Origin of the sequence: Stenotrophomonas maltophilia group sp. msm1 (assembly GCF_032025805.1) — a bacterium.
Lineage (GTDB): Bacteria > Pseudomonadota > Gammaproteobacteria > Xanthomonadales > Xanthomonadaceae > Stenotrophomonas > Stenotrophomonas hibiscicola.
In genome coordinates this window covers 614,332-630,471 of the sequence record NZ_JAVSKH010000002.1, presented here as the reverse complement: position 1 = coordinate 630,471, position 16,140 = coordinate 614,332, and the positions used below count along the sequence as shown (strand labels likewise).

Below are 16,140 nucleotides of genomic sequence, written 5' to 3'. Positions count from 1 at the left end.
GAGTGCCGATGGACCAATCGCTGATCGACCGCATTGTCGAGGGTGCCCTGCTGGCCTCCAGCCAGCCGCTCACCCTGGCCCAGCTGAAGGACCTGTTCCCGGAAGATGAGCCCGCACCGCCGGGCAGCATCGAACGTGCGCTGGAACGGCTGCGCGAGGCCTGCGAAGGACGCGGCGTGGAACTGGTCGAGGTCGCTTCGGGCTTCCGCTACCAGGTCACCAGCGAAGTGCATGGCTGGATCAGCCGGCTGTGGACCGAACGCAAGACCCGCTACACCCGTGCCACCCTAGAAACCCTGGCGCTGATCGCCTACCGGCAGCCGATCACCCGCGGCGAGATCGAACAGGTGCGCGGCGTGGCGGTCAGCAGCAACATCATCCAGGCACTGGAAGAACGCGAATGGATCCGCGTGGTCGGCCACCGCGACGTGCCCGGCAAGCCGGCACTGTTCGGCACCACCAAGGGCTTCCTGGACTACTTCGGGCTGAAGCGCCTGGACGAACTGCCGCCGCTGTCGGAACTGAAGGACCTGGGCGAGCTGGAACCGCAGCTGGCGCTGGACCGCGACGCTCCGGCCGTTGCCGGCGCCGACGGTCCGGACGTCTCGGCCGACGGCGCTGCCGCCAACGACGACGCCGGCCTGGCCGGCAGTGACACCCCCGATTCCGCCGATGCAGCGCCTGCGTCGGCCACCGATGAGCAAGCACCTTCGCCCCTCGATGATGGGCACCCCGATTCCGCGCCGGGCGAGCGCGCGGTGCCCCTGAACGAACGCGAAGACAACGCCGTCGCGATGACGACCGTGGCTGTTGACCAAGCCGATTCCGAACCAGAGGCCGACCTCGAAACCGTCGGCCGGAGCAAAACTGATGAGTGACACCCCCCGTAACAAGCTCTCGCTGAAGCGCGAAGCCACCTCCGAACAGTTCAAGCTGGAAGAGCGCCTGCACAAGGTGCTGGCCCAGGCCGGCCTCGGCTCGCGCCGTGCGCTGGAACAGCGCATCGCCGAGGGCCTGGTCAAGGTCAACGGTGAAGTCGCGCAGACCGGCATGTCGGTCAAGAGCGGCGACAGGATCGAACTGGACGGTCGCGGCTTCGTCGCCACCGCCCTGTCCGAACCGTCGCGCGTGCTGGTCTACAACAAGCCTGAAGGCGAAGTGACCACCCGCGAAGATCCCGAAGGCCGCCCGACCGTGTTCGAATCGCTGCCGCCGCTGAAGGGCGCGCGCTGGATCGCCATCGGCCGCCTGGACATCAACACCACCGGCCTGCTGCTGGCCACCACCGACGGTGAACTGGCCAACGCCATGATGCACCCGTCGTTCGAGGTCGAGCGCGAGTACGTGGTGCGCGTGCGTGCGCCGGAAGGCGAGGAAAAGGTCTCCGACGCCATCGTCGACCGCCTCAGCCGTGGCGTCGCGCTGGAGGACGGTCCGGCCAAGTTCGATGAGATCGAACGCATCGGCGGCACCGATTCGCACGACTGGTTCCGCGTCGTGGTGAAGGAAGGCCGCAACCGCGAAGTGCGCCGCCTGTGGGAATCGCAGGGCTGCCAGGTCAGCCGCCTGAAGCGCACCCGCTACGGCAAGGTTAGCCTGCCGCGCGAACTGGCCCGTGGCCATTCGGTGGAACTGGGTACCGCCCAGGTGGAAGCGCTGCGTGCGCAGCTGAAGCTGGAAGAAGGCGCACCGTCGGCGCTGACGCTGCAGCCGGTGATCGGCCAGCGCCGCGCCGCCAAGACCACCGTGCGCGTGCGCGAAGGTGGCCGCGGCAATGCCTACGTCAATGGCCACAACACCGCTGACGAAGGTCGCGAGCTGCGCCGTTTCGACAACGTCCGCGAAGACCGCGGCCGTGGTCGCGGCGGCAAGGGTGGCGGCTTCAAGGGCGGCCTGACGGTCAGCGGTGAAGCGGCAGCCAAGCAGTCGCAGAAGCCGTTCAAGCAGCGCGCCCCGAAGAATGATCGCTCGCTGCCGGAAGGCAATCCTGCGGCATTCCGCACCTGGTACGTGCCGGATGGCGTGAGCACCGGCCCGAGCGGCCATCGCAACGCCGGTCCGGGCGCGCGCGGCCCCGGTGCCCGTGGTCCGGGTGCAGGCGGCCAGGGCCGTCCGTATGGCAAGCCGAAGGGTCCGGGTGCAGGCGCCGGTGGCGGGCAGGGCCGTGGCGGTTTCGGCGGCGAAGGCCGTGGCGGCGCAGGCGGCCAGGGTCGTCCGGCCGGTGCCGGCAACCGCTCGCAGGGCCAGGGCAACAGGCACCCGTACGGCCATCCGGGCAATGCCCCAAGCTTCCCGTCCGACCACGCCACGCCGGGCTTCAACCCCTACGGCAGCCCGAAGCCGGCGCACGGTGCGCGTCCGGGCGGTCGTGGTCCGGGCGGCGGCAACCGTGGCCCGGGCGGCAATCGCGGCCCTGGCGGCCCGGGTGGGAACCGTGGTCCGGGCGGCCCCGGTGGCAACCGCGGACCGAGCGGCCCGCGCCGCAGCGGCCCGCGCGGCGGCTGATTACCGGCACGACTGAAATGAAAACCCCGGCTCCGGCCGGGGTTTTTCTTTGAAAAGGGGACGGAGGGGATTAAGTCGTTTTTGCCACGGCCTGTATCAAAGGGGCGAAAGCGACTTAATCCCCTCCGTCCCCTTTTGCGTGGCGCTGGAACGCGGCGGGCGTGGTGCCGGTCATGCCGCGGAAGAAGGCGATGAACGGGCTCTCGGCGGAGAAGCCGGTGTCCTGGGCCACATGCGCGACGCGATGACCGAGCAACAGCAACTCCATGGCCCGCATCAGGCGCCATTGCTGGCGCCAGGCCTGATAGCCCATGCCTGTATCGTGTTGCATCAACCGGCCAACCGTACGCGCGCTCAGGCCGGTACGCGTGGCCAGTTCGTGCAGTTCGGGCGGCAGCTGTTCGGCCAACGGCAGGCAACGTGCAATGCGCGGATCACGCGGCAAAGGCAGGTCCATCGGCGCCACCGGTGCAGCAGCGATTTCCAGCACGCACAACGCCAGTTGGTGGTGCGCGCGCGGCGACTGCCAGTCATGGTCGAACGGCGCCTGCGCAATCGGCTCCAGCAAGGCCTGCAGCAGCGGCCCCACGCCGATGATCGCTGGTTGCCGGGGCAGCTGGGCTGACAGGGTGGCGTCGAAGTACAACGAACGGTAGTCGACCGCCTGGCGCATCTGCGCGCGATGGCGTAGCCCACCGGGAATCCACGCGGCGCGCGCGGGCGGCAGCAGGCTGATGCGATCACCGTAGGTGAGGCGCGTGCAGCCCTGCCGGGTGTAGAGCAGTTGCGCGCGTGCATGCTGGTGCCAACCCGAGTCGTGATCCGCCAGTGAGGCTGCGATCCCCAGCACCGGAGCGCTCCAGGCATCGGCGTCGAAGTGCGTGTGCGGCTGCAACCAGGCCATGTCTGATTTCATACATTCGATGACAGGATAGACAGGGTGCGTCATTGCAGTCGCGACCACAATGCGCAGCCCCGTTTCTGGAGCGCCCGCATGTCGCGCCGCCTGTTGTTGCTCACCATTGCACTGCTGATGTTTCCGCAGTTGGCACAGACCCTGTACAGCCCGGCCCTGGCCGATCTGGCCAAACGCTTCGCCCTGCCGCCGGGTACCGCCAGCCAGGCCATGAGCCTGTATCTGTTCGGCTTCGCTGCAGGCGTGCTGCTGTGGGGGCGCCTGGCCGATCGTATCGGTCGTCGCCCGGCCCTTCTATGTGGCTTGGGCGTCTTTGCCGTGGCTGCACTGGGCGGCCTGCTCGCTGGTAGCTTCGGCCAGGTGTTGCTGGCCCAAGCGCTGGCCGCGGTTGGCGCCGCCGCCGCTTCGGTGGTCACCCAGACCGTGCTGCGCGACCACCTGCAGGGACCCGCGTTGGCGCAGGCATTCTCCTGGATCGGCATGGCCCTGGCCCTGAGCCCGGCCATCGGCCTTGCACTGGGCACGCTGCTGGTCGCCGTCCATGGCTATGTCGGCGTACAGTCCGGCCTGCTGCTGACCGCTGCCGTGCTGGCAGTCGCATGCCTGGCTGGCCTGCGCGAAAGCCGCCCTGCACATATCCCGCACACGCCCATGCTGCCGCTGCTGCGGCAACTGCTGTGCGATCGCTGGATCTGGTCACACGCATTGCTGGTGATGGCTTTCAACGTAGCGATGTACAGCTGGTACGCGCTCGGTCCTTTCGTATTTGCGCGCCTGCACTGGCCCGCCGCCTGGTTCGGCGCCAGCGGCGCGTTGCTGGCACTGGGCTCGGCACTGGGTGCATGGGGCAATGGACGCCTGTTGCGTGCCGGCGTCGCCGCGGCCACGCGCATCCGCACCGCCGCAGGCCTGGTCCTGACGGGAGGCCTGCTGGCTGCGCTGCTGCATGATCACCCTGCCGTGGTCGCGGCGATGGTGCCGGTGGTGACGGGCTTCGGCCTTGCCATTCCCAATGTGCTGGGCCAGGCCCTGCGCGGCTACCCACATTGTCTTGGCAGCGCAGGCGCACTGTTCGGCCTGCTCTACTACCTGTTGATGGGTGCGGCAATGGCGTTGGTCGGTGCAGTGCAGCTGCTGGCCCCGACGCTCATCGTGTGTGGCCTGCTGGCCTTCTGGCTGCAGCGGCGGCGTCCCGCTGCGACCTAGGAATTGCTGCAAAAACAGCGCACTGTGCGCGGCTTCCGGGAACGGCTTTGATTCGCTGGCTATCGTGCGCGCTGTCCCACACAAGACCGATGCCCATGATCACCATCACCGCCGAACAGGCCCGCGCCAACGCTGACGCCGCCAAGCGCCCGATCGAACTGTTCTACCGCGACCTCGACAACGCCATCCAGGCCGGCTCGGAAAATGGCCGTCGCTACATCGTGTTCGGCTTCAGCCAGGTAATGGCCAGCGAGCAGCTCGTCGAAGACGCGGTCGCACAATTGCTGAAAAATGGTTTCGATGTCGAACGGCTGTTGAGCGATTCCGAACAGCACTACATCCGCATCAGCTGGGGAACTGCCCAGCCGACGCGCCTCAGCGCCGGCTGATGGTGAAGGCGGCGCCGTCCACGCCCAGGTCCCAGCCCTTGCCGGTACCGGACAGGGCCAGCGAGATGTCGCCCTTGGTCATCACCTGCGCGTTGCTGGATTTCACCGCACCCGCATGCGCACCCACCGACGCGTAGGTACCCAGCAGTTCGTTGACGCTGACCGCACCGGTGAAGCTGCCACGCCCATTGGTGATCTTCGACTTGCCCACGGTCAGGCCCCCGCCCTTCACTTCGATACGCACCGGCATGCTGGCGCCATTGGCGCAGGTGACCGTGCCGGTGCCGGAAGCGGTCTTGTAGATCAGCGACCAACCGGACAGGTTGTAGCGCAGCTGGCAATCGAGATTGCCGGCGGCGTGTGCAGCTGGGGCCAGCGTTGCAGCAGACAGGGCCAGCAGCAGGGCGAGAGGCTTGTTCATGGCGGCACTTCCAGTTCGGTCGGACTGCCGGCGAATCTAGCAGCGCGCGCGTGCAGATTGGATGCAGGCGCGCGCGCTGGTGCGGCGGTGTTCAGGCCGTGGCTCAGGCCTGTTCGTCCAGGTGAAAGGCATCGGCATCGAGCATCGCCGGGAAGCGCGCACGATGTGCGGCCAGTGCTTCGGCCGAAATGGTGGTGGTCACCACCTGTTCGCGTTCGCGGATCTCCACCTGCGGCTGGCCGAGGAAGTCGATCACCGCGCTGTCGCCGGCGTAGTGCAGCTGGTTGCCGTCCACGCCGACGCGGTTTACCGCCGCCACGAAGCACAGGTTCTCGATCGCGCGCGCACGCAGCAGGGTCTTCCACGCATAGGCGCGCGCCGACGGCCAGTTGGCCACGAAGATCTGCAGGTCGAAATCCAGCTGCTGCGGGCGTTCGACGTTGTAGCGGTTGCGGCAGAACACCGGGAAGCGCAGGTCGTAACAGACCTGCGGATTGATCCGCCAGCCCTTCCATTCCACGCTCAGGCGCTCACGGCCAGCGGCATAGCGCTCGTGCTCGCCGCCGTAACGGAACAGGTGGCGCTTGTCGTAGTACTGCAGGTTGCCATCGGGGGTGGCGAACAGCAGGCGGTTGTACACGCCCTCGCCGTCGCGCAGCTGCACGCTGCCGATCACCGCCGCACCCAGGGCCCGGGCCTGTTCGCGCGCCCAGGCCACGGTCGGGCCGTCCATGCCTTCGGCCTGGGCAATGGCGTCATTGGAGAAGCCACTGGTGAAGGTCTCCGGCAGGATCACCAGGTCGGTGGTGCCGGCCAGCGGTGCGAGCAGCGCGCCGTAGTAGGCGCGGTTGCCGGCCGGATCGTGCCAGCGGGTGTCACCCTGGACGAGGGAAATGCGCAGGTCCTGCATGTTCACGCCTCCGCTCAGAGCAGGCGCAGGCGTTCGATCGCCGCGTCCATCGTTGCTTCATTCTTCGCAAAGCACAGGCGCACCAGGCGCTGGCCGGCCGGCGGGGACTCGTAGAACGGCGACAGCGGGATGGCGGTCACGCCCTTCCCGATGGTCAGCCACTTCACGAACTCATGGTCCGGCAGGTCGCTGATGGCCGAGTAGTCGACCAGCTGGAAGTAGCCACCCGGCACCGGCAGCGCCTTCAGGCGGGTACCGGCCAGCTGCTCGCGGAAGCGGTCGCGCTTGGCCTGGTAGAACGCGCCCAGTTCCAGGTGGTGTTCCGGCTCATCGCGAATCATCGCGGCGAAGCCGTACTGCGCCGGGCCGAAGCTGGTGAAGGTGTTGTACTGGTGCACCTTGCGGAACTCGGCGGTCAGCAATGGCGGCGCCACGGCGTAGCCGATCTTCCAGCCAGTGCAGTGGTAGGTCTTGCCGAAGCTGGAAATGACGAAGGTGCGCTCGCGCAGTTCGGGATAGCGCAGCGCCGACTCATGGCGGCGACCGTCGTAGATGATGTGCTCGTACACCTCATCGGAGACCAGGTAGATCTGCGTGCCGCGCAGCAGCTCGGCCAGCGCCTGCATGTCAGCCTCGTCCAGCATCGCACCGGACGGATTGTGCGGGGTGTTGACCATCAGCATGCGGGTGCGCGGGGTGATTGCCGCGCGCACGCGGTCCCAGTCCACAGCGAAGGTCTGCGGGTCCAGCGGCACGTGCACGGCCTTGGCACCGGCAAGCTCGATCGCCGGCTCGTAGCAGTCATAGGCCGGGTCGAGCACGATGACTTCCTCGCCGGCGCGCACCACCGCGTGGATGGCATTGAAGATGGCCTCGGTGGCGCCACTGGTGACGGTGATTTCGGTGTCCGGATCAATGGTGGCGCCGTACAGGTCCAGCGACTTCTGTGCGATGGCCTGGCGCAGCGGCGCCACGCCGGTCATCGGCGGGTACTGGTTGAGGCCGGCAGCCATCGCCTTGGCCGTTTCATCGATCAGGCGCTGCGGCGCGGAAAAGTCCGGGAACCCCTGGCCCAGGTTGACCGCCCCATGTTCGGCAGCGAGCTGGGACATCACGGTGAAGATCGTGGTACCGACCTTGGGCAGCTTGGTGGTGGGTTGCATCGGCCTGGACTGTGGGGAACAAGGGCCCCCGAGTTTACGCAATCCGCGCGTCGGTAGTGCCGGCCGCTGACCGGCAACCTCGGCTGGCAGATGGCGAAACTGCCGGCCAGCGGCCGGCACTACCATGTGAATTCACCGCTACAATTGCCATCGCACTCCGGCATGAAGACCCCTGCCCCTTGAACACCCCTGCATTGCTGGCCGCCAGCGGCCTGAGCTTCTCCCGCAATGACGAGCCGGTGTTCGGCCCGCTGGACTTCCATGTGGACGCCGGCGAAGCCCTGCTGGTGCAGGGCGGCAATGGCGCCGGCAAGACCACCCTGCTGCGCGTGCTGGCCGGCCTGGCCCGGCCCGGCGCCGGCCTGGTGCGGATCGACGGCAAGCCGGCGAGCAACGCCGAACGTGCACGCTACGTGGCCTACCTCAGCCATCTGCCGGCCCTGAAGCCAGACCTGGATACGCTGGAGAACCTGCACTTCCTGTGCGGCCTGCATGGCCGGCGTGCCCGGCAGATGCCCGGCAACGCACTGGCGATCGTCGGCCTGGCCGGCTACGAGGACACCCTGGTGCGGCATCTGTCGGCCGGGCAGAGGCGGCGGCTGGCACTGGCGCGCATCTGGCTGTCGCCGGCGCCGCTGTGGCTGCTGGACGAGCCCTATGCCAACCTCGACCTGGAGGGCATCACCCTGGTCAACCGGATGATTTCGGCGCACCTGCGCGCCGGTGGCGCTGCGCTGGTCACCACCCACGGCGCCTATGCCGCACCGCCGGTGCGTACCCGCCAGCTCGACCTCGGCGGTGCCGCATGATCGCGCCGGGTACCGAACCGGGCCTGTGGCAGACCGCAGGCGCCCTGCTCAAGCGCGACCTGCGCCTGCTCTGGCGCCGCCGTGGCGATGCACTGCAGCCGCTGCTGTTTGCGGTGCTGGTGGTGGTGCTGTTCGCGCTGGCGCAGGGCCGCGAGCCACAGCTGTTGGCCGCCACCGCCGGCGCGGTGCTGTGGCTGGCCGTGCTGCTGGCGGGACAGCTGTCGCTGGATTCGCTGTTCCGTTCCGATGCCGAAGACGGCTCGTTGGAACAATGGCTGCTGGCGCCGGTGCCGCTGGCCTGGCTGGTGCTGGTACGCGTGCTGCTGCACTGGGCCACCACCGCCCTGCCGTTGATCGTGGTCAGCCCGCTGCTGGCCGAAATGCTGCATCTGCCGCATGACCAGCTGCCGATGTTGCTGGCATCGTTGCTGCTGGGAACGCCGTTGCTGAGCCTGATCGGTGGCGTGGTCGCTGCACTGACCGTCGGCATCCGGCGCTCTGGTATTCTCGTGGCGTTGCTGTCGTTGCCGCTGTACGTGCCCGTGCTGGTGTTCGGCGCAGGCAGCCTGGCGGCAGCCGGGCGCGGGCAGGATCCGGTCGGTGCGCTGCTGATGCTGGGCGCTGGCCTGCTGGTCGCGCTGGTGCTGGCTCCGCTGGCCACTGCTGCTGCAATACGTATTTCTCTGAGTTGACCGAGCTGAGAGCCAATCCACCCCTGCTGGATAGCCGCCACGCATGAATCCGATTGTCCGCTGGTTCCACCAACTCGGTTCGCCTCCCACGTTCGACCGTTTCGCCGCCCGCTGGTCGCGGGTGTTCTACCTCGCCGCAGTGCCGGTGCTGCTGGTCGGCATGTGGCAGGCGCTGCTGGTGGTTCCGCCGGAAGCCAAGCAGCTGGACAGCTTCCGCATCCTTTACATCCACGTGCCCAGTGCCTGGATGAGCCTGTTCGTGTTCGCGCTGATGGCGCTGTATGCCGCCATCGCGCTGATCTGGCGGATCAAGGTCTGCGAGATCCTTGCCATGGCCTGCGCGCCGATGGGCGCCGGTTTCACCCTGATCACCCTGCTGACCGGCAGCATCTGGGGCAAGGGCACCTGGGGCACCTGGTGGGACTGGGACCCGCGCATGACCAGCGAGCTGGTGCTGCTGTTCCTGTACCTGGGCGTGATCGGCCTGTACCACGCCATCGAGGACCGCCGCAGCGCCGCACGCGCGGCCGGCCTGCTGGCCATCGTCGGTGTCAGCCTGCTGCCAGTGATCCGCTATTCGGTGGACTGGTGGGGCGGCCTGCACCAGCGCCAGTCCATCAACGTGTTCGGTGAATCGGCGATCAGCAGCGCGATGATCGCGCCGCTGTGGTGGATGGTGATCGGCACCAAGTTCTGGTTTGCCGGTTCGGTGCTGGCCAAGGCGCGCTCTGACAATCTCGACCGCGAGGCCGGCAAGGCCTGGGTCGGTGGACGTGTCGGTGCCGAACGCCCTGTCCCGGAGGCCCAGCCATGACCCACCTTCCCTATGTGATCGGCGCCTACGCCGTGTTCGTACTGGTGCTCGGCGCCGATGCCATCGGTTCGTGGCTGCGACTGCGCGTGGCACGCCGGCTGGCACTGGCCCGCCAGCAACGCCAGCAGACCCGGGCGGGCAGGCAGGACGCAGCGACGCCGCTGTCGACGGAGCTGGAACGATGACGCCGGTACAACGCCGCCGCCTGGCCTGGGTACTGCTGGCACTGCTCGCCTCCGGCCTGGCCACCGCGCTGGTGGCGATGGCACTGGAGCGCAACATCGCCTACCTGTACACCCCTTCGGAAGTGCTGCGCGGCGATGTCGATGCGCAGTCGCGCTTCCGCTTGGGCGGCATGGTGGTGAAGGGCTCCTTCAACCGCCCGGTCGGCTCGCTGGAGGCGCGCTTCGAAGTGACCGACGGCGATGCACAGCTGGCGGTGACCACCTCGCGGATCCTGCCGGACATGTTCGCCGAAGGCACCGCGGTGGTCGCCAGTGGCCGCCTGCAGGACGGTGTCTTCGTCGCCGACGAAGTGCTGGCCAAGCACGATGAGAAGTACGTGCCGAAGGAAGTGGCCGACAAGATGGGCGATGCCCATCGCAGGCACGACGTGCCGGTGACGGCCCCCGAGGTGCGCTGAGTGCTGCCCGAACTGGGTCAGATCCTGCTGTTGTGTGCGTTGCTGGCCTCGCTGCTGCAGGCCGGCCTGCCGCTGGTCGGTGCGCATCGCAACAACGCGGCATGGATGGCAGTGGCGCGGCCTGCCGCCTTCGCGCAGCTGCTGCTGTTGGCCGGCGCGTTCGCGGTGCTGACCGCCGCGTTCGTGCAGCAGGATTTCTCGGTGCGCTACGTGGCCGAGAACTCCAATTCGCTGCTGCCGATGATCTACCGCTATTCGGCGGTGTGGGGTGCGCATGAGGGCTCGCTGCTGATGTGGGCGCTGGTGCTGGCATTGTGGACCGGCGCGGTGGCGCTGCTTTCGCGGCACCTGCCGGCACCGGTGCAGGCGCGCGTGCTGGCAGTGATGGGCGTGGTCAGCGTCGGCTTTCTCGCCTTCCTGATCTTCACCTCCAATCCGTTCCTGCGCCTGAACCCGGCGCCGCTGGAAGGCCGCGACCTCAACCCGCTGCTGCAGGACCCGGGGCTGATCATCCATCCGCCGATGCTGTACATCGGTTACGTGGGTTTCGCGGTGCCGTTCGCGTTCGCGGTGGCCGCGCTTCTGGAAGGCCGCGTCGACGCCCGCTGGCTGCGCTGGACGCGGCCCTGGACCAACGTCGCCTGGGGCTTCCTGACTCTTGGCATAGCGCTGGGCAGCTGGTGGGCCTACTACGAGCTGGGCTGGGGTGGCTGGTGGTTCTGGGACCCGGTGGAGAACGCCAGCTTCATGCCCTGGCTGGTCGGTGCGGCACTGATCCATTCGCAGGCCGTCACTGAAAAGCGCGGCACGTTCGGCAGTTGGACCCTGCTGCTGGCGATCGCGGCCTTCGCGCTTTCGCTGCTGGGCACCTTCCTGGTGCGCTCCGGTGTGCTGACCAGCGTGCATTCGTTCGCCGCCGATCCGTCGCGTGGCCTGTTCATCCTGGTGTTCCTGTCGGTGCTGGTCGGCGGCAGCCTGCTGCTGTACGCGCTGCGCGCCAGCCAGCTGAGCGTGGACGCCGACGATCCGCGCCGTGGCTTCACCGCCGCCTCGCGCGAGACCCTGCTGCTGGCCAACAACCTGCTGCTGGCCACCGCCTGCGCGATGGTCCTGCTGGGCACGCTGTACCCGCTGCTGGCCGATGCGCTGTCGCTGGGCAAGATCTCGGTCGGCCCGCCCTACTTCGGCAGTCTGTTCCTGCTGCTGATGGCGCCGATGATCCTGCTGCTGCCGTTCGGCCCGCTGGTGAAGTGGCAGCGCGACCAAACTTCGCGTGCATTCGCGCTGCTGGCGCCATGGCTGGGGCTGGCCGTGCTGCTGGGCGCGCTGGCCTGGTGGCAGGCGCCGCAGAACGGCTGGAAGGCCGGCATCGGCGTCGCCGCTGCGGCCTGGGTCGCACTCGGCACCGCACGCTTCGTCTGGCAGCGCCTGCGCGGCAATGGCCGCTTCACCGCCGAGATGCTCGGCATGATCGTCGCCCACGCCGGCATCGCCGTGTTCCTGGCTGGCGCGCTGCTGGTCGAAGCGCTGAACGTGCAGCGTGAAGTGGCGCTGGCACCGGGCCAGCATCTGGTGGTCGGTCGCTACGAAGTGCGCTTCGAGGGCGTGGACCATCGCGAAGGCCCCAATTTCATCGCCGACCGCGGTCACCTGCGGGTGTTCCGCGACGGCCGCGAACTGGCCCTGCTGCACCCGGAGAAGCGCCAGTACGCCAGCGGCGGCCAGGTGATGACCGAGGCCGGCATCGATGCACGCTTCGACGGCGATGTCTACGTGGCATTGGGCGAGCCGCTGGGCAACAATGCATGGGCGGTACGGGTGCACATCAAGCCGTTCGTGCGCTGGATCTGGCTGGGCGCGCTGTTGATGGCCCTGGGCGGATTCATCGCCGCCGCCGACCGCCGTTTCCGTCGTCCGTAGGAGTTTCCATGTCCGAGTCCCCTGCCCCGCGCCCCTCCCGCCCGCTGCCGCCGGTAGCCATCGTGATCGGCGTGCTGTTCTTCTTCGGCCTGCTCGGGCTGATGATCTACGGGGTGATGAAATCGGGTGACCCGCAGCGCGACGTGCTGCCGTCTGCGCTGATCGACAAGCCGGCACCCGCGTTCGCGCTCCCGGTGCTGCACGATCCGGAGATGATCGTGCACAGCGACGACCTGCGTGGTGCGCCCTACCTGCTGAACGTATGGGGCAGCTGGTGCGCGGCCTGCCGCGAGGAACACCCGGTGCTGACCCGCTTCGCGGAAAGCAAGCGCGTGCGCGTGATCGGCTACAACTGGAAGGATGATCCGAAGGACGCGCTGCACTGGCTGGAGCAGCTGGGCAACCCGTTCATGGTGGTGCTCAGCGATGTTGAGGGCCGCACCGCGATCGACTGGGGCGTGACCGCTGCGCCAGAAACCTTCCTGGTTGATGGCAGTGGCATCGTGCGCTGGAAGTACAGCGGAGCGATGACCCAGCGCGTGGTCGACGAGAAGCTGATCCCGGCACTGGGGAAGATCGAGAAGGCCCAGGGCAGTGCCGGCAACACCCTGCATACGGCGCCCTGAGCCGATGCGCTGGCTGCTGGCGCTGCTGCTCCTGATGCTGCCGCTGGCCGCGCTGGCCCAGCAGCCGCTGCACGATCCGCAGCCGCTGCAGTTCCGCGATGGTGCCGAGGAACGCCGCTTCCATGACCTGGCCGCGCAGCTGCGCTGCGTGCAGTGCCAGAACCAGTCGCTGGCCGACTCCAACGCGCAGATCGCCCAGGACCTGCGCCGGGAGGTGTTGCAGTTGATGCAGCAGGGCCACGACGACGCACAGATCAAGCACTTCCTGGTCGCCCGCTACGGTGAGTTCGTGCTCTATCAACCACCGTTGCAGCCGGGCACCTGGCTGCTGTGGGGTGGCCCCCTGCTGGTGCTCGGCGCCGGTGCACTGGTGGTGCTGGGCATCGTCCGCCGACGTGGACGCACCGTCGGCGCGGCGCCGGCCGGCAAGGCCGATGAAGGAGACGAATGGTGAACCATTGGCTGCCGGTGCTGGCCGGCCTGGTTGCTGCGCTGATGGCAGCACTGGTGCTGTGGCCGTTGCGCCACCACGGTCGTCGCGGTTTCGTGGTCGGCGTGTTCGCACTGGGCGTGGCCGGTGCCTGCCTGTACCTGCTGGTCGGTGATCCGCGTGCAGCACAGCTGCAGCCGACGCCGTCGGTAGCCACCCTGCGCGATGGCGTGCAGGCCCTGCAGGATGCACTGAAGCGCGACCCTCAGCGTGCCGATGGCTGGGCATTGCTCGGGCGTTCGCAGGCCGAACTGGGCAATGCCTCAGCTGCGGCAGACGCCTTCGCGAAGGCCGCCGAATTGGCACCGGATGATCCTGGTGTGCTGGTGGAAGCCGCGCAGGCGCGCGCGCAGGCTGATGCCGGCAAGCAGTTCGATGACACCGCGATGGCCTGGTTGCAGCAGGCACGTACACAGGCCCCTGACGCCGAGCGCGCCAGCTGGCTGCTGGGCATCGCCCTGCGCCAACGCGGAAAGAATGCCGAGGCCGCGGATGTGTGGAGCGGCCTGCTGCCGCGACTGGAACCGGGTGCCGCGCAGGCGCTGCAGGCGCAGATCGCGATTGCCCGCGAGGCCGCCGGCCATGCGCCCGATGCTGGCGTTGCGGCGCCACCGGCGCTGCTGCAGGTGCGCGTGCAGCTGCCGGCACTGAACAACGACGAGTGGCCCGCCAGCACCCGGGTGTTCGTGCTGGCCCGTGCCGTCGGCGGCCCGCCGATGCCGGTGGCCGCTCGCAAGCTGCCGCTGAGCGGATTCCCGGACACGGTCGGGCTGGGCGACGGTGACAGTCCGATGCCAACCGCACCGCTGTCGGCCCATCGCGAAGTGGAAGTGCTGGCACGCATCTCGCGCACCGGCAGCGCCAATCGCAGCGAGGGCGACCTGCAAAGCGACGTGGTGCGGGTGACGCTGCCGCATGACGGCGTGGTTGAGCTGCGGTTTCCCTGACTTGTAGAGCCGAGCCCACGCTCGGCTGCGATTGGGTTGCCGGCGCCCGCCAGCCGAGCATCGGCTCGGCTCTACAGCAGATCCACGCCATGCGTGGATACGACGGTCCGGTCCGCGTCCACCCGCTGCTGGAAACCAGCGTGTCGCCAGCTCCACATGCGGCCCCGCTAGAATGCGTGCATGACCGAATTCATCCCGCCCGGCACCCGCTTCCACGCCCTGCCCTCGCCCTTCCCGTTCAAGCGCGGTGGCGCCCTGCATGGTGCACGGGTGGCCTACGAGACCTGGGGAACGCTGGCGACTGACGCCAGCAATGCGATCCTGATCGTGACCGGCCTGTCGCCGGATGCGCATGCGGCGGCCAACGAGGCCAATCCGGCACCGGGCTGGTGGGAAGCGATGGTTGGCCCCGACAAACCCATCGATACCAACCGCTGGTTCGTGGTGTGCGTGAATTCGCTGGGCAGCTGCAAGGGCTCGACCGGCCCGGCTTCGCTCAACCCGGCCAACGGTGAGCCCTACCGCCTGGACTTCCCCGAGCTGTCGATCGAAGACGGCGCTCGCGCCGCGATCGAAGTCGTGCGTGCGCTGGGCATCGGGCAGCTGGCCTGCGTGGTCGGCAACTCGATGGGCGGCATGACGGCCCTTGCCATCCTGATGCTGCATCCGGGCATCGCGCGCAGCCACGTCAACATTTCCGGCAGCGCGCAGGCGTTGCCGTTCTCGATCGCGATCCGCTCGCTGCAGCGCGAGGCAATCCGCCTTGACCCGCGCTGGAATGGCGGCCACTACGACGACGACGCGTATCCCGAGTCCGGCATGCGCATGGCGCGCAAGCTGGGCGTGATCACCTACCGCTCGGCGCTGGAGTGGGATGGCCGCTTCGGCCGCGTGCGGCTGGATTCGGACCAGACCGACGACGATCCGTTCGGCCTGGAATTCCAGGTGGAAAGCTATCTGGAAGGCCACGCACGGCGCTTCGTGCGTTTCTTCGATCCCAACTGCTACCTGTACCTGAGCCGCTCGATGGACTGGTTCGACCTGGCCGAGTATGCCGACGGCGACGTGCTGGCCGGGCTCGCGAAGATCCGTGTGGAGAAGGCGCTGGCGATCGGCGCGAACACCGATATCCTGTTCCCCGTGCAGCAGCAGCAACAGGTTGCCGATGGCCTGCGCGCCGGCGGCGCCGATGCGCACTTCATCGGCTTGGAATCGCCGCAGGGCCATGACGCCTTCCTCGTCGATTTCGAGCGTTTCGGCCCGGCCGTGCGCGGCTTCCTCGACGCATTGTAAGTGGCGTGGCGGCGTAACCTCGCACTGGCCGCGTTCGGCGCGTTGATCGCGCTGATGATCAGCGGCGTGCTGCCGCTGTGGCTGGGCGGCTGGTGCCTGCTGGCCAGTGCGGTGTCGTTCGGCCTCTATGGCCATGACAAGCGCGCGGCGCAGCGAAAGCAGTGGCGTATTCCCGAGCGCACCCTGCAGCTGCTGGCCTTTGCCGGTGGTTGGCCGGGCGCACTGCTGGGCCAGGCGATGTTCCGCCACAAGCACCGCAAGGCCGCATTCCAGTGGGTGTTCTGGTTGTGCGTGCTGGCCAACGTGGCCTCGATCGCGGTGATGCTGCGCGAGTTCTCGCGGTAACCCTCGCAATCGGTAGTGGGGGGGGGGGGGGGGGGGGGCGGCGCCGCCCCC

The 16,140-nt window shown here is 68.2% G+C and carries 19 protein-coding genes; 15 read left to right on the top strand and 4 right to left on the bottom strand.

Translation table 11 applies throughout. The features are described 5' to 3' along the window. The first annotated feature begins 8 nt into the window (after positions 1-8). Together scpB and ROV95_RS10555 are read left to right on the top strand one after the other, a co-directional pair. On the top strand, positions 9-878 hold the full coding sequence (scpB, locus tag ROV95_RS10560; RefSeq protein ID WP_019660466.1) for an SMC-Scp complex subunit ScpB: 870 nt from the start codon (positions 9-11) through the stop codon (positions 876-878). Next, on the top strand, positions 871-2,505 hold the full coding sequence (locus ROV95_RS10555; RefSeq protein WP_188249604.1) for a pseudouridine synthase: 1,635 nt from the start codon (positions 871-873) through the stop codon (positions 2,503-2,505). The genes scpB and ROV95_RS10555 overlap by 8 nt, the downstream gene beginning before the upstream one ends. A 115-nt stretch (positions 2,506-2,620) precedes the next feature. On the opposite strand, the gene ROV95_RS10550 is transcribed toward ROV95_RS10555, so the two are convergent. Further along, entirely contained in the window at positions 2,621-3,409 is a 789-nt protein-coding gene (locus ROV95_RS10550; RefSeq protein WP_021203002.1) for a helix-turn-helix transcriptional regulator, read from the bottom strand. Between the two features lie 90 nt (positions 3,410-3,499). Between ROV95_RS10550 and ROV95_RS10545 the strand changes: the two genes are divergently transcribed. Continuing rightward, the gene (locus ROV95_RS10545; RefSeq protein WP_312544296.1) at positions 3,500-4,627 is read left to right on the top strand and encodes an MFS transporter; all 1,128 of its coding nucleotides are present in this window, start codon (positions 3,500-3,502) and stop codon (positions 4,625-4,627) included. A 95-nt stretch (positions 4,628-4,722) separates the two neighbouring features. Beyond that, entirely contained in the window at positions 4,723-5,016 is a 294-nt protein-coding gene (locus ROV95_RS10540) for a hypothetical protein (protein WP_019660470.1), read from the top strand. On the opposite strand, the gene ROV95_RS10535 is transcribed toward ROV95_RS10540, so the two are convergent. The 3 genes from ROV95_RS10535 to ROV95_RS10525 all read right to left on the bottom strand — a co-directional run bounded on the left by ROV95_RS10535 (position 5,003) and on the right by ROV95_RS10525 (position 7,510). Beyond that, positions 5,003-5,437, bottom strand: a complete 435-nt coding sequence (locus ROV95_RS10535; RefSeq protein ID WP_111097849.1) for a hypothetical protein — start codon at positions 5,435-5,437, stop codon at positions 5,003-5,005. The two genes, ROV95_RS10540 and ROV95_RS10535, sit on opposite strands and share 14 nt — an antisense overlap. A gap of 103 nt (positions 5,438-5,540) precedes the next feature. Continuing rightward, positions 5,541-6,347, bottom strand: coding sequence for an amidohydrolase (locus ROV95_RS10530; RefSeq protein WP_111097850.1), 807 nt, complete (start codon positions 6,345-6,347; stop codon positions 5,541-5,543). A gap of 14 nt (positions 6,348-6,361) precedes the next feature. After that, complete coding sequence (locus ROV95_RS10525; RefSeq protein WP_312544292.1) at positions 6,362-7,510, bottom strand: pyridoxal phosphate-dependent aminotransferase; 1,149 nt, start codon at positions 7,508-7,510, stop codon at positions 6,362-6,364. Positions 7,511-7,689: 179 nt separating this feature from the next. Here ROV95_RS10525 and ccmA point away from each other — a divergent pair, with 179 nt between their 5' ends. From ccmA to ROV95_RS10470, 11 genes are all read left to right on the top strand, one after another. Next, positions 7,690-8,319 (top strand): heme ABC exporter ATP-binding protein CcmA, encoded by a 630-nt coding sequence (gene ccmA / locus ROV95_RS10520; RefSeq protein ID WP_312544291.1) that lies wholly within the window; start codon positions 7,690-7,692, stop codon positions 8,317-8,319. Then, positions 8,316-9,011: a heme exporter protein CcmB gene (gene ccmB, locus ROV95_RS10515; protein ID WP_006456616.1), complete on the top strand. Its 696-nt coding sequence runs from the start codon at positions 8,316-8,318 to the stop codon at positions 9,009-9,011. The genes ccmA and ccmB overlap by 4 nt, the downstream gene beginning before the upstream one ends. Before the next feature lie 43 nt (positions 9,012-9,054). Beyond that, on the top strand, positions 9,055-9,825 hold the full coding sequence (gene ccmC, locus ROV95_RS10510) for a heme ABC transporter permease CcmC (protein ID WP_019660475.1): 771 nt from the start codon (positions 9,055-9,057) through the stop codon (positions 9,823-9,825). Continuing rightward, positions 9,822-10,010 (top strand): heme exporter protein CcmD, encoded by a 189-nt coding sequence (gene ccmD / locus ROV95_RS10505; protein WP_019660476.1) that lies wholly within the window; start codon positions 9,822-9,824, stop codon positions 10,008-10,010. Before ccmC ends, ccmD begins: the two co-directional genes overlap by 4 nt. Further along, complete coding sequence (gene ccmE, locus ROV95_RS10500; protein WP_019660477.1) at positions 10,007-10,468, top strand: cytochrome c maturation protein CcmE; 462 nt, start codon at positions 10,007-10,009, stop codon at positions 10,466-10,468. Before ccmD ends, ccmE begins: the two co-directional genes overlap by 4 nt. Beyond that, complete coding sequence (locus ROV95_RS10495) at positions 10,469-12,388, top strand: heme lyase CcmF/NrfE family subunit (protein WP_312544289.1); 1,920 nt, start codon at positions 10,469-10,471, stop codon at positions 12,386-12,388. Between the two features lie 8 nt (positions 12,389-12,396). Then, the gene (locus ROV95_RS10490; RefSeq protein WP_312544287.1) at positions 12,397-13,014 is read left to right on the top strand and encodes a DsbE family thiol:disulfide interchange protein; all 618 of its coding nucleotides are present in this window, start codon (positions 12,397-12,399) and stop codon (positions 13,012-13,014) included. 4 nt (positions 13,015-13,018) lie between these two features. Continuing rightward, positions 13,019-13,468 carry a cytochrome c-type biogenesis protein gene (locus ROV95_RS10485; protein ID WP_312544286.1) on the top strand — a complete coding sequence of 150 codons (450 nt, stop codon included), beginning with the start codon at positions 13,019-13,021 and terminating at the stop codon, positions 13,466-13,468. Continuing rightward, positions 13,462-14,451 (top strand): cytochrome C biogenesis protein, encoded by a 990-nt coding sequence (locus ROV95_RS10480; RefSeq protein ID WP_312544285.1) that lies wholly within the window; start codon positions 13,462-13,464, stop codon positions 14,449-14,451. The genes ROV95_RS10485 and ROV95_RS10480 overlap by 7 nt, the downstream gene beginning before the upstream one ends. Before the next feature lie 180 nt (positions 14,452-14,631). After that, a complete protein-coding gene (locus ROV95_RS10475) occupies positions 14,632-15,744 on the top strand; it encodes a homoserine O-acetyltransferase (RefSeq protein ID WP_019660482.1) in 1,113 nt (370 codons plus the stop codon). Further along, positions 15,745-16,089: a DUF1294 domain-containing protein gene (locus tag ROV95_RS10470; RefSeq protein ID WP_019660483.1), complete on the top strand. Its 345-nt coding sequence runs from the start codon at positions 15,745-15,747 to the stop codon at positions 16,087-16,089. Positions 16,090-16,140 lie beyond the last annotated feature (51 nt).

Bases quoted from the DNA above. Each gene is read 5' to 3' on its own strand.
- ROV95_RS10545 (WP_312544296.1), top strand. From the start codon at position 3,500: ATGTCGCGCCGCCTGTTGTTGCTCACCATTGCACTGCTGATGTTTCCG.
- ROV95_RS10540 (WP_019660470.1), top strand. From the start codon at position 4,723: ATGATCACCATCACCGCCGAACAGGCCCGCGCCAACGCTGACGCCGCC.
- ccmB (WP_006456616.1), top strand. From the start codon at position 8,316: ATGATCGCGCCGGGTACCGAACCGGGCCTGTGGCAGACCGCAGGCGCC.
- ccmC (WP_019660475.1), top strand. From the start codon at position 9,055: ATGAATCCGATTGTCCGCTGGTTCCACCAACTCGGTTCGCCTCCCACG.
- ROV95_RS10530 (WP_111097850.1), bottom strand. From the start codon at position 6,347: ATGCAGGACCTGCGCATTTCCCTCGTCCAGGGTGACACCCGCTGGCAC.
- ROV95_RS10485 (WP_312544286.1), top strand. From the start codon at position 13,019: ATGCGCTGGCTGCTGGCGCTGCTGCTCCTGATGCTGCCGCTGGCCGCG.
- ROV95_RS10535 (WP_111097849.1), bottom strand. From the start codon at position 5,437: ATGAACAAGCCTCTCGCCCTGCTGCTGGCCCTGTCTGCTGCAACGCTG.
- ccmD (WP_019660476.1), top strand. From the start codon at position 9,822: ATGACCCACCTTCCCTATGTGATCGGCGCCTACGCCGTGTTCGTACTG.
- ROV95_RS10550 (WP_021203002.1), bottom strand. From the start codon at position 3,409: ATGGCCTGGTTGCAGCCGCACACGCACTTCGACGCCGATGCCTGGAGC.
- ROV95_RS10490 (WP_312544287.1), top strand. From the start codon at position 12,397: ATGTCCGAGTCCCCTGCCCCGCGCCCCTCCCGCCCGCTGCCGCCGGTA.
- scpB (WP_019660466.1), top strand. From the start codon at position 9: ATGGACCAATCGCTGATCGACCGCATTGTCGAGGGTGCCCTGCTGGCC.
- ROV95_RS10525 (WP_312544292.1), bottom strand. From the start codon at position 7,510: ATGCAACCCACCACCAAGCTGCCCAAGGTCGGTACCACGATCTTCACC.
- ROV95_RS10555 (WP_188249604.1), top strand. From the start codon at position 871: ATGAGTGACACCCCCCGTAACAAGCTCTCGCTGAAGCGCGAAGCCACC.
- ROV95_RS10475 (WP_019660482.1), top strand. From the start codon at position 14,632: ATGACCGAATTCATCCCGCCCGGCACCCGCTTCCACGCCCTGCCCTCG.
- ccmE (WP_019660477.1), top strand. From the start codon at position 10,007: ATGACGCCGGTACAACGCCGCCGCCTGGCCTGGGTACTGCTGGCACTG.
- ROV95_RS10480 (WP_312544285.1), top strand. From the start codon at position 13,462: ATGGTGAACCATTGGCTGCCGGTGCTGGCCGGCCTGGTTGCTGCGCTG.